This window comes from Crateriforma spongiae, assembly GCF_012290005.1.
Lineage (GTDB): Bacteria > Planctomycetota > Planctomycetia > Pirellulales > Pirellulaceae > Crateriforma > Crateriforma spongiae.
The window spans coordinates 307,165-319,549 of sequence record NZ_JAAXMS010000005.1 but is presented as its reverse complement, the minus strand read 5'-3'; the positions used below and the strand labels follow the sequence as shown (position 1 = coordinate 319,549).

The following is a 12,385-nucleotide window of genomic DNA, read 5'->3' as shown; positions in this document are numbered from 1 at the left end:
GCGGATGCCAACCGATCAAACGTTGGCACCGTCCCCGCCCCAATCCCCCTCCCCTTCGACTCCCAACGCTCCCATCATGCGACGACTTGATGACCGGCGCCGACAATCCATTTCGGTATGCATCGGCTGGCTTCTGTTTTACTTCCCGGCTCTCGCATTAGCGGATCAACCCGATTTGTCGAAGCTTCCCGTCGAAGCGTTGCAGCAAACGGAAAACCTGATTGCGAATCCCAGCTTTGAAAACGGCTGGGACCAGTGGACGCCACCCAAAGTTTCCCACCAAGTGGCAAAAAACCAATGGGAATTCGAACCGTACGAAGACTATCAATGGATCCGACAAGATTCGTTGGACGGCCAGCAACACGTGCAGATCCGAAGCGATCAGTCGCAAACGATTTCCTTCAGCCCACGCCGCAGCATCAAGGTCTATCGCGGTTGCACTTACCGTTTCCAAATCAGCTATCGCCGCCAATTGGTTGCGATGGAACCCAGCCGTACGACGCCCTCACTGCGTGTCATCTTTCACGACGTCGACGGCAACGCGACGGTGAATGATCCGGACGGAAAGTACTACGTCTATCACGACACGCGTGACAAATCGACCAACACGGACGCTTGGACATCGGCGACCTACACCTTCACGGTGAACCCCAACAGCAACGTGGATCGCGTCAATCTGTCGGTCTTTTTGTACGACCAGGGAACGATCGCTTTTGATGGCGCCGCGTTTTACAACGACACCGCACGGGGTCAAAGCGAACCCACCGAACCGACCACCCAATGGGTCGCCCTGTCATCACCGACGGTCGACAAAGCACGACCACAAATCGGCATCCGCCCGAAAAGCGGTCCACTGACGATCGACGGCCGATCCGATGACGCCGGTTGGCAGTCCGTCCGTCCCCTGTCGCTGGTTCGAAGCATCGACGGCGGCAAATCATCTCCGACGACGACTTTCCAAGTCACCCGCGATGCCGATGCGATCTACTTCTTTGCCCGCGCGGTCGAAACGGGTCAAGAATCGCACCGTCATGGATCGGACCGGCGAAACGATCTGTCGATCCACAACCATGATTGCATCGACCTGTTCCTGCAGCCTGATCCCGCATCCGGCACGTACTTTCAGATCACCATGAATCCCAAGGGTGGGCTGGTCACACGGAAATGGAACGGGCGTGACAACGAAGTCCCGTGGGTTCCCAGCGACGTCGAAATCGCCGGACACATCGACTTTGATTACTGGACCGTCGAAGCGGCAATCCCATTGGATGCTTTGGGCGCGGCAAAGCCACTGCAAAGTTCGACTTGGGCCGCCAACGTGTGCCGCGCCGAAGTCCCCGGAACCCGCAACTGGAACGCTTGGTCGTACACCGGTGGTGATTTCCATCACCCCGATCGATTCGGTTGGTTTCGCTTCGTCGATCCGTCATCAGCCGCCGCTGACATGCTATCGACGGTCAAAGGAACGGTTCTGGACACGACCGGAAAACCGCTGGCGGGCATTCCGATCAATGCCATGGGACGGATCGAACGCACCAACGCCGACGGCGTTTTTCGTTTCGAAGACGTGGCGATCGGGACGCACCGGTTCGCCGTCCTATCGCCGTTGCACGAACCATTGCAGGGCGACGTTTCGGTGAAACGTGATTTTGAAAACATCGCGCCGATTCAAATCGAGCGCCGCGATCCGTTCCGCGTTGCGTTCGACATGCCGCAGCCGCATCAAGCCCGGGCTGCACAATGGTTGTCGGCAAGCCTGACCGAACCGCCCGCCATGGATCAGCCTTCGCCGCAGATCACTTCGATGGAATTGATCGCGGCCAGGGGCGAAACCAAAGCGTTCGCGGTATCCGCGCTTGTTCATCAAGAGTTGGCATCGCCGTCGGTCCAGCTTTCCGAATTGAAATCCAACGATTCGGTGATCGGTCCAGCCGACGTCTCCGTGCGGTGGGTCCAGCGGATGCTTCAGCCCGTGCATTACCAGGGTCCCAAAGACGACGCCGTGTTTGTGTGGCGTTTCCTGTGGGACGAACCACCGGCGACGCTGTCGTCTGGACAACTTCGTTTGTTGGTGGGCACGATCGATCTTCCTGCCGACGCACCGGCGGGAACATACACCGGCCAATTGACGCTTCGTTCCGCCGATCAATCGGTCGCGACGTTGCCCGTTTCGCTGCGTGTCGGTGATTTTGAACTGCGATCGCCTGATAAACGCGCCGGCGCTTTTCTGAACATCTCCAAGGGATCGCTTTTCCAAGCGGGGCCGCAATGGGAATCGGTCGTCATGCAGGACATGGCCGATCACCAAGCGACCACCATGCACTACTGGGCCGGGATTTCATTTGGTTCCGATGGCAATCCGGTAACCAGGGCGGCCGAACAGTCGCTGCGACTGCAGCAGCAATACGGAATGAAGCCGCCTTATTCGATCAAGTTCTCGGTGGAACAATTGGCTCAGGTTCTGGGCGTGGAATTCCTGGACCGTCACGCCATCGATATCGAATCGTTGAAAGCCAAAGAAACGGAGTTTCGCGAAGCGGTTCAGCGGGGCGTCGCCGCGGTTGCGGACTTGGAAAAGCAATTCGGTTTGCCCGCAAACAGTTTGGTGCTGTTCTGGAGCGACGAAGTCTTCATCGGCCAGCGTCTGGAACCTTGGATTTACACGGCCAAGATCGTGCGGCAATACACGGACAATCCGATCGGCCTGACCTTTGATCCGCGAGACGTTGAAAAGTGGGATCGCGTCGAACCGTTGGTTGATGTCCCGTTTTTTCATGGACGCAATTTGGATCTGTGGTCATCCGAAGAAAACCATTCCTACGATCAGCTTCACCAACGCATCGACGCAAGCGGGGATGTGCCGTTCGCTTATTACAACATCATCCGCACCAGCATCACGCCGGAATACGCGCGGCTGGTCAACGGATACTGGCTGTGGCAAACCCCGGTGCACTCGCAAATGCACTGGACGTATTACTGGGGTGACCAGGATGCGATGGTCGGCGTCCGCGAAGGCGATCGCATCGCTCCATTTTTTGCCCTGGCGGCCCCGCATCCCAGTCGCCCTCAGATGCTGAGCACTCTGGACTGGGAAAACCTTCGTGAAGGCGTTACCGACCATCGCTATGTCGTCACGCTGGAACATGCCATCGAACGAGCCGGACCGGACAAGAAGGCCACGGTCGATCGGGCCAAACGATTTCTGAAATCGCTTCGTCAAACCGGACCGGTGGTCGACGACGCCGCCCGGCAACTGGACGCCGCCGACTACACCAAACGCCGAACAGAAATGCACCGACTGATCAGCGAATTGATGTCCCAGTAGGTCACGCTGTCCGCGAATCCCCCGTGATACGTGGAACGTCGACGGGCGATCGAACGATCCGGCGTGTGGCTTGCGAATCCGCTGCGTCCGACGTCCAATGAAACGCGAGATTCTTGATGGTGGGCCGCCGGATCCATTCGGGTTCGGTGTCGCCCCGCACCGTCCGTGCCCAATGACCGATCGTGTTGACCGTGCCCATGCGTTTGATTGCTTGTCTGCTGTTCGTTTGCACCTCGTTTCTGACGGCTCCGGCGACGGAGGTAACGCTCGGCACCAGTGACGGCGGCACGCGCACGGGAACCTTGCTGTCGATCGGCGTGGTGGAAGTGAACTTGGATCCGGGTGGTGCCGTCGCGGTGGATGACGTGGAATCGCTGGTCCCGGTGCAAACCGAATCGCGAACCGGGCCGACCATCCGAGTCACGCTTCGCAACGGGTCGGAGATCGCAGCACAACAGGTCAGCACCGACGACGATCAGTTGGTGATTCAGCCGCGACGCCAGGATGACGTTCGGATCCCGCTGACCGATGTCCGATCCATCCGCTTTCGCCGTGCATCGCCGGGAACGGATCCGAAATGGTTGGGGCTGTTTGAAAGCGAAGGTCGCGGTGACCTTATCGCCGTACGTCGTGAAGGCGACCAGATCGATTCGATCCGCGGCATCGTTTTGTCGATCAGTCCGGCGGCGGTGAAAATTGATCTGGACGGATCCGAAGTCGACGCGCCGGTCGAAAAGCTGGAAGGCATCATTCTGGGCGGATCCGCCGAACCGGAACCGACGTCGGCACCGATTCGCGTTGTCGACGCCTATGGTTCAACTTGGCTGGTTCGTTCGGTTCGACTGGACGACGGCGACGATCAACTATCGTTGGATTTAGGGTCCGGCACCAGCCATCGTTTTCCCATCGACCAACTGAAACGCATCGATTGGGCCGGCGGCAGCACGTTATTGGCGACTTTGGAACCGGCCCAGCGTCGTTTCGGTTCCAGCTTGCCAGAATCGTCATCAGCGGACGTGACCGCAGCGTTGGACGCTTGGTTGGGTCCGGCGGTTGACCAGGACCAAGACCTGTTGATCCCTGCCCAGTCGTCGCTGGAATACCGCGTCGATCCGGATGTCAGCCGATTGGTGGGAACCGTGCGACGTCACCAGCAAGTTCTTCGCGGCGGACGTGTGAAAGCAAAGATCCTGTGTGACGGCCAGCCCGTCTGGGAACAAGAGCTGACCGATTCATCGGCGGTCGGATTCGACGTGCCGACCGCCGACGTGTCTCGGGTGCAGTTACTTGTCGACGACATGGGAGACGGCGACGCGGGCGATCTGCTGCGTTGGGTTCGCCCGCGTTTGGTGAAATAGACACTGCCGCGACGCATGCTAGCGATCGGCGTACACCATCGTGCTTTCTTCCTTGGTGACCGGCACGCTGGATTGGTCGCTAACCACGATCGCTTTGATCAAGTGACGCCCGGCTTGCAGCCCACGCACTTTGACGCGGTAAACCTGTTCCTGACCGGCGTCCAGACGCGGGATTTTGTTGAAGAAAACGTTCCCGTTGTTGTCGCTTTGCGCGTCGCCCTCGGCGGCGATCAACTGCATGCCGCGTGGGATTTGTAACTGGACTTGAACGTTGGCGTCGTCGCGTGATCCCGTGTTGGTGACGCGGATTTCATAGGTGGTTTCACCCGCCTGTTCGATCGGATCGGCGGTATCGGCGATTTGGAAGGTCAGTTCGGCCAGCGACTGGACCGACACGACCGACTGTTCCACGACGGCTTCGGAAAGGTCACTGGCGGCTTCCAACCGTAACGCTTGTTCGCCTTCTTCGATCGGCAACAGCGTCAATTCGATTTCGCCTTCTTCGCCGGCGGGCAACTGGGCCAATGACCAGATCACCGCGTGGCGGTTGGGGTCGTATTGTCCCTGGTTGATCGTGCTGACGAACTGGAACCCGCGATCCAACTGGGCGACCAGTTGGACGTTATGCGCGTCGGCGGTTCCCGCGTTGGCCAAACGAATGTTGTAGGTCGCTTGGCGTTCCAGGAACCGCAATTTTGGACCGTTCAACGCGACTTGCAATTGCGGGGCAATGACTTGCAGATCGACCGCATGCTGGGCCTCCAACCCGTTGTCCCCCCGGACACGAACCAGGTTGCGAACCATGCCGGGTTTGACGGCGGTCATTCGCAACAATTCGCGACGAGTTTCGCCGGGCTGCAGCACGCCAATTCGGTTGTCCAACTGGCGACCGTTTCGGTGCTGAAGTTGTTCGGGAACGTCTTCTTGGATGATGATGTTCTCGGCGGCACCGGATCCCGGGTTGCTGACCTCCAGTTCGATTTCGACTTGTTGGCCGATCAAGACCTGTTGGGGCGCCCGTTGGACGATTTCCAATTGCGGACGTGTGCTGCGAGTGCGTACCGATGCGGCGGCTTCGAAAGTGACGCGGGCCACGCTGCCCAGTTCGCCTTCTTGTCGCGGCATCAATTGCAGGGTGATCGTTTGCTCGCCGCCCGGTTCCAGGCTGCCCAATTGCCACAACAGCCGACCGTCGCCGGACATCGTGGGGCCGGGCATCGCGTCGACCAGTTCCATCCCTTGTGGGACTTGATCGTGAACGCGAACGTCCAAGGCTTCGACCGAACCGACGTTTCGCACGGTGATGGAAAACGATGCCGGCTGGCCGACGCGGACTTCGGCGGGTGCCCGTTTATGGATCACAACGCTGGGCGTCTGCACGCCATCAAAGCGGCGGTCGCCCGGTGTGCCGGCGGCAACTTGCGCGGAATCGGTCGGCAGCGACGACGCGTTGAATCCGCCAGCGGTCGGCGGGTTTTGGTTCCGCATTTGTGCCGATGCGGGCATGCCGTAACCGTTTCCGGGATTCTGCGTCGGCGGTGCCGACATGTTCGGTGATTGGGTCGGCAAGTCATAGGATGTCGGCGCCGCATTGTTGGCACCAAATCCCACGGCCGCGCCACCGGCGTTTGCCGCGTAGGAATCGGACTGGCTTGCCGCAGTCGCCGCGTCATAGGCGGCGGCAGCCGACGAAGGTTGGGCAGGCGTTTGCTGGGCAGGCGTTTGCTGGGCAAAGGTCGGTGGTTCAGACTGCATCAGCCCATTGCCCGCTGGCGACGGAGCCGACGGTTCCGGTGAAGCCGTCGCCGAAGCATCCGCAAACGATCCCGCCGCGGCGTCGGCGAATGCTTGGGGTTGTGCGGCGAAAGCCTGCGGCCCGGGTGCGGCTTCTTGAGGAGCGGCATCCGGGGATGTGGCGGCCATGGCGGGCGGAGGTTGCAGCTGGCTGGCGTCGGCGGCGGCTTCGCGAAGACCGTTGGACGGAGGCACTGATTGCGGGTCAGCAAAATCACCGGCGGGTGCGAACGAACCGTACGCGGACGCATCGGCCGCGATGTCGCCTGCCGGGGCCGGATCGGCCGTCGGGGGTGCCGCCATTTCTAAGGGTTCGGGAACGGGCGTGGCATCGCCAGCGGCCATCGACGCGGCGGCAGGTTCGGGCATCAAATCGCCCGGTGATTCGGCGACCTCGGCCGGCTGGAAATCACCAAGGGTCGGCATTTGCAAACCGCTGCCGGCGGCAGGTTCGGGAAATCCGCCGGCCGGTGGCTCGGGGAAATCTTCAGCCGCGGGCTGGCTGAATGCTTCGGCGGCCGATGGCGTCGCTTCGGCGGCCAAGTCGGACGCGGCAGATGCCTGGGGATCGGTATCGGCATCGGCAAAGGTCGGCGGGCTGACCGAGAACATCGACGCGGCACCTTGGGCCAGCGACCGAGCGGCGTCCTGGACATCCGCCGCCGGGGTTTCGGCAATTTCCGCACCCGCGGGATCAAACGAAACGTCGAAGCCCGCCGGAGATGCGTTACCGCCGTCTTGCGGCGCGGGGTCGACCGGTTCGTTATGCGCGACTTGCATGACGTTGCCACCGGACCATGGTGACGGTCCCGCGGCACCGGTATCCGACGCGGCATCCGTCTTGGCCGGTCCATCGATCGGCTGCAAATCGGCCATCGCGATCGCGGTGGTCGGCGCCCGCATTTCCGTTTGTTCGGGAACATCCCAATCGGATTCGTTGGTTCCGCTGGAATCTTTCTGGGCCTGAGCAGCGGCGAGCGCCCCCAGAAGAATCGTGGTGGCACCGGCAGCAATCTGAACGCCAAAGCGTTTCATCGTTCGCATTCCTTTGCGAGGGTTCGTGGTCCTGCGGAGTTTCCCGTACCAAATTCAGGACTTGAGCGAAAAGGTCAAAAGATCGACAAGTTTCTTGTCGCCCGCCGCCGTTCGCTCGGCTCGCTTCAGATTGGCCAGGGTTTTCCAGGCCGGATGGTTGCTGGTCGGACGGTGCTCGTGCGCCAAATCCAAGATTTGGGCGATCGGAATTTTTTCCGCCGGCTTGGCCAACGTCAGCGCCATGTCTTCGCCCGCGCCGCCGCTGACGTGTCGCAGCATGCCGCCTTCGACCAGCCACTGTTCCATCTCGCGGACCACACGACTGGACAAGCCCAGCCGATCCGCCAGCTCCTGCCGCCCGACGACACGCCCGTCCTGAAACGCCGCGGCGACCTCGGTCATGATCGGCAGCATCCAATCCGGATCACCGGCGGGCAGTTCGTCTCGCTCGCGATCATCACGACTGAGAGGACGACCGTTCAGCATCTGTAGCGTGTAAGTCAGGATCAGCCCGAACAAGACGATCAACCACGTGACATAGATCCAAAACAGGAACAATGGAATCAGCCCCAACGATCCGTACAGGGCCGAATAGGGAACCGCTTTGGCGACATAGACACGAAAGCCGAACTTGGCCGCTTCCCACATCAACGCGCTGACCGCCGCCCCGGCCGCTGCCGCCCGGACCGATACGTGCGTATTGGGCATCAGTGCGTACAGCAAGAACATCAACACCCAACTGGCCAGCATCGACAACAGGTGATTCAACACCACCGCGGCCAGCCCCGCACTGCCGCCGACCCAATCGACGTTGCCCACCCACGCGATCAATTGGCCTGATAGATACAGGCTCATCGCCAACAGCCCGCTGCCCAAAGTGATGATCGACCAATGGATCGCAACGCGGATATGGATCGGGCGTTTGCTGGGTGCGTCATAGATGCGATTGAACAAGTGTTCGACCGAGTCAGCCAACGCGATGGCCGCATAAACAAACAACAACAAACCGAACACGCCGACCGAAGCGAAATCAACCGTCGCAATCTTGCTGGTCACCTCGTGAAGCGTCTTGCGAATGCTGGCACGTGTCCGCAACGCTGTTTCACGCTCGGCGGTTTCGTCCGCCGGATCCGCGTTGCCGTCCACCGATTCGTCGTCTGCGGTGGAATCGTTGGTCAGATCCGATTCGGTTACCACGCGGTCCGTGGAATCCGCAATCCGGGCGCCATCACCCGACTTTGGCCTGGCTTCATCATCGGACTGGGCCACCGGCGGATCGTCGGGGTCATCCTTTTCGCCAAGTGTCTTTTCCGAATCTGATTCGTCGACATCGCCATTGGCGGCGGAATCGCCATCGATCAGGTCGGTCTTGGGAGGCAACTGGACGTCATCGGCAACCGTGGCCGCTGGATCGATCGGATCGTCCGTCGGATCGACGTCGACCAATTCCTCGCCGGGCAGCAACGTGGCGTCAACGGTTTCCTGATCGGCGGCTTCCTGATTGTCGACTTTGGTGCGATCCGATTCTTGGTCGCCAATGTCGGGATCCGTGTCGCCGACCGGTCGCTGGATATAGTCTTCCGGAATTTCGGGGACGCCGAAAAACGAGTACAGCTGATTCTCGACGCGGTTCTGCACGTCTTCCAATCCGCCAAAGACGCGGAACATGACCAGCCCCAGCACGACGACCGGGATCAACGAAAAGATCGTGCGGTACGTCAACTCCGCCGCCATGCCCTCGGCGCGGTGCCGGTTCAATTGCCGGCCGCAATGGACCGCCAGATCCCACGCATAGCGGACCTGGTGCTGGCCACGAGTCAGCTGTTCGCGGGGCCGTCGCACCGCATCAAGCAGATAGTTCCAGTATTCAGACAATTCGCTGGGCCAGGATCGGGAAGGGTACGGGCCGATACCGAAACACACACGACGGATCAGTCGCTGGGAAGTTTCGGGTGCATCGATGGCACGTTTGCGGCGCCGTAAAGATAGATTACCCCGCCCGTTTCGTCGCCGAGTCGTTTCGTGCGAACCCCGACTGAAAACCCGTTCAGGCAGCGCGACGTTCCGAATGATCGTCCTGGACCGACTGGTCGGATTGATCCGGCGTCTTGGCCTGGCCGGCATCCGCCGAATCAGTCTGGACCGATTCTGTCGACGGCATCGACAGCACCTTCAGTCGCGTGGACTGGTCGGGCGTCGCTTCGAACTGCGCGGCCCAGTGATCGACATCTTCCGGCGTCCAGGTTTCCAAATGCATTGCCGTATCGGCCGAGGTGATTTTCACCTGGTCTTCTTCCATGAACCAGATCGCGACCCAATCAGCAAAAGCCAAGCGTCGCCCACAAAAGAATCCTTCACGAATCACCATCGATTCGGCGAACCGAATCATGTCGCCTCTCGGCCCGTTCGCGGGTGGGTCACCCGATGTTGAGCTTTCATCAGGCAGAGGATCCGATCCTGGCGCGTCAGGCTGTTGACGGATCCACGCCGAAAGCGCGTTGCGGATCATTGCCAGTCGTTGTGAATTGGTCATGCGATTGATCGCGAAAGTTGGCCAAAATGGTTCGTCGGCGAACGGACGACGGCACGAACGGCGGTGGCCGGCCGTTGGAAGGCGGCGGGCCGTATCGAGTTTCGGCGGGCCGTGCCGAGATCGGGCGTGCGATGCCAATTCCCGGGAGGTGCCGAACTCCTTCGCCAAGTGCTAAATTCGGATCCCGGCGGGCCGCATGTCCGGTTCATCTGGCAGGACAGTCACGTTGTCTCCAGATTGCCCAAAATGCCAATCGGACGGCGATGCGATGCTCACGGTGTTTTCCCTGCGAAACCGAGTCGCGGTCACCGACGCCAATTCACTCATTCGACGAAGCTCTCTTTTCCCCACCGAAGGCCTTTGGCAATGCGCATCTTGTTGGACGAAGACCAGCTGAAGCAGGGCGTGGAAGACTTGGCATCACGGATCGACCGTGACTATGGCCGTTCGGCGTTGACGGTCGTCGCGGTGATGACCGGATCCCTGGTCTTGTTCGCTGATCTGATTCGGCGACTGTCGATGCCCCAGCGGGTCGGCGTGATCCAGGCGTCCAGTTATCGCGGCGGCACCCAGTCGGGCGACTTGCACGTCGATTCGGGCATGCTGATTGATGTGGCCGACCGCGACGTGTTGTTGGTCGATGACATTTTCGATACCGGCAAAACGTTGGACCGCCTGTGCGGCGTGATGCGAGAAATGGGGGCCCGCTCGGTCCGCACGGCGGTTCTGCTGCACAAGCAGCGCGAACACATCACGTCGCTGCGTCCAGATTATGTGGCGTTTCAAATCCCCGACGAATTCGTCGTCGGGTACGGGCTGGATTATTTGGACATGTACCGCAACCTTCCGTACCTGGCGGTCTTGGAACCGGAGGAGATTGAAGCGACTGCGGCGGAAGCGAAATCGTGAACCGACCGCTCCGGATCCTATTGATGGGCCGGCATTTTTGGCCCCATGGGTCACACGACAGCGCGATGGCGCTGTTGCGTTTGGCGTCAGGCCTGGCGCGACAAGGGATCCACGTGGAAGTCGTCACGCCCAAGCACTCGACGTCTTGGACTCCGCGATGCCGCTGGGATCGTTTTTCGGTTCATCGCCCCGTGACCTTACCGCGTCGCGACTGGGGATACGCCCGATACGCCCGCCAATTGTCATCGTGGATCATCCAGCACGGCAGCCACTTTGACGCCATCCTGGTCGATTCGATGCGTGAAGAAGCCAGCGCCGGTGTGGACGCAGCATCCGCACTGCAAATCCCCTGCATCGTCACCGATGCGGGATCCGATTGGAACGCCGACCATCAGTGGGCCACCCGTTCGCGATGGAATCAAAAAGTCTATCGCTCGGCGATGCAAGCCGATCGCATCCTGGCCCCCACGGCCGATTCGCATCGTCGGCTGATCGTCGACGGTTGCCCCGCCGATGCCATCGTCCGTCGTGCCGCCGGCTTCACATCGTTGTGTCCGGCCAACGCGGTTCGCCGCCGCGAAGCCCGCGCATCGCTGGGATTGGCCAACCTGGACATGGCCGCCGATTCCGACGTACCGGTCGCTTTGTGCATCGGATCGATGACCCATCACAGCGGAATGCTGTTGGCCGTGGAAAACGCATTCTGGATGATCGGTCGCTATCCCCGTATGCGTTTATGGCTGATCGGCGATGGTCCGGCTCGTGACTTGATGCACCAAGACTTGAAAGCCAACGGTGTCCGGCATGCGGTCGCCATGCCCGGATCGTTCGCCTGTTTGGATGACGTGTTCGCGGCCGCTGATTTGTACCTGCAACTGGACTCACAAGGCTGCGAGTACTTTTTGCCAACGGCCGTTTCTCATGCGATGCCGATGGTCGTCTGCGATTCGCCCGACAATCGCCAGCGACTGGGCGTTGCACCGGAGACTCATGCGATGACCGCGGCGGGGATTCCCGACGATGCGAATCAAGAATCGATTGCCTGGTTTGCACGTACCGAGTCGCAAAAGCCGTTTCGCCAAGCCTTCAAACAACAGATGAATCGAATCGTCGCATCGCTTTCACCCGACAACGACTCGGCCGTCTCAGATCGCCGAAACAATACGATCGGCCATATTTCCGATGGTCGCGATTGGTATCGACAAGTCATCCGCCGGTACCCTTACCAAGCGGTCGTTGATCAGATCGCTAATTTGGCTCGTCAATTGTCTGCCGATCGCACCGGCAGGTCGCTGGCGTCCGCGCCGACGCCGCAACCACGTTCGTCAGACGCCGACGCGGATTCACGTCGCGACGGGCCCAACGGCAACTCCGGCGGCACGGTCACATCGGGATCGGGAGACTTCACCCGATGAACGCCAGCAAAAACGA

General features: G+C 60.4%; 7 protein-coding genes. 4 read left to right on the top strand and 3 right to left on the bottom strand.

All coding sequences use genetic code 11. The annotated features are described in order from the left end of the window. The first annotated feature begins 76 nt into the window (after positions 1 to 76). Together HFP54_RS15295 and HFP54_RS15290 are read left to right on the top strand one after the other, a co-directional pair. Positions 77 to 3,325, top strand: coding sequence for a sugar-binding protein (locus HFP54_RS15295; RefSeq protein WP_168565788.1), 3,249 nt, complete (start codon positions 77 to 79; stop codon positions 3,323 to 3,325). Between the two features lie 182 nt (positions 3,326 to 3,507). After that, on the top strand, positions 3,508 to 4,683 hold the full coding sequence (locus tag HFP54_RS15290; protein WP_168565787.1) for an NPCBM/NEW2 domain-containing protein: 1,176 nt from the start codon (positions 3,508 to 3,510) through the stop codon (positions 4,681 to 4,683). Between the two features lie 18 nt (positions 4,684 to 4,701). Here the strand turns inward: HFP54_RS15290 and HFP54_RS15285 are convergent, their stop codons facing one another. The 3 genes from HFP54_RS15285 to HFP54_RS15275 all read right to left on the bottom strand — a co-directional run bounded on the left by HFP54_RS15285 (position 4,702) and on the right by HFP54_RS15275 (position 9,901). Further along, positions 4,702 to 7,512: a COG1361 family protein gene (locus tag HFP54_RS15285; protein ID WP_168565786.1), complete on the bottom strand. Its 2,811-nt coding sequence runs from the start codon at positions 7,510 to 7,512 to the stop codon at positions 4,702 to 4,704. A gap of 54 nt (positions 7,513 to 7,566) precedes the next feature. Then, complete coding sequence (locus HFP54_RS15280; RefSeq protein WP_168565785.1) at positions 7,567 to 9,387, bottom strand: YhjD/YihY/BrkB family envelope integrity protein; 1,821 nt, start codon at positions 9,385 to 9,387, stop codon at positions 7,567 to 7,569. Positions 9,388 to 9,559: 172 nt separating this feature from the next. Further along, a complete protein-coding gene (locus tag HFP54_RS15275) occupies positions 9,560 to 9,901 on the bottom strand; it encodes a hypothetical protein (protein ID WP_168565784.1) in 342 nt (113 codons plus the stop codon). A 510-nt stretch (positions 9,902 to 10,411) separates the two neighbouring features. Between HFP54_RS15275 and hpt the strand changes: the two genes are divergently transcribed. Beyond that, positions 10,412 to 10,954, top strand: coding sequence for a hypoxanthine phosphoribosyltransferase (gene hpt, locus HFP54_RS15270; protein ID WP_168565783.1), 543 nt, complete (start codon positions 10,412 to 10,414; stop codon positions 10,952 to 10,954). Beyond that, positions 10,951 to 12,369, top strand: a complete 1,419-nt coding sequence (locus HFP54_RS15265) for a glycosyltransferase (protein WP_168565782.1) — start codon at positions 10,951 to 10,953, stop codon at positions 12,367 to 12,369. The genes hpt and HFP54_RS15265 overlap by 4 nt, the downstream gene beginning before the upstream one ends. Positions 12,370 to 12,385: the final 16 nt, after the last annotated feature.

Excerpts from the sequence above, each read along its gene's own strand:
- HFP54_RS15295 (WP_168565788.1), top strand. The coding sequence starts at position 77 with ATGCGACGACTTGATGACCGGCGCCGACAATCCATTTCGGTATGCATC.
- HFP54_RS15285 (WP_168565786.1), bottom strand. The coding sequence starts at position 7,512 with ATGAAACGCTTTGGCGTTCAGATTGCTGCCGGTGCCACCACGATTCTT.
- HFP54_RS15275 (WP_168565784.1), bottom strand. The coding sequence starts at position 9,901 with ATGATTCGGTTCGCCGAATCGATGGTGATTCGTGAAGGATTCTTTTGT.
- hpt (WP_168565783.1), top strand. The coding sequence starts at position 10,412 with ATGCGCATCTTGTTGGACGAAGACCAGCTGAAGCAGGGCGTGGAAGAC.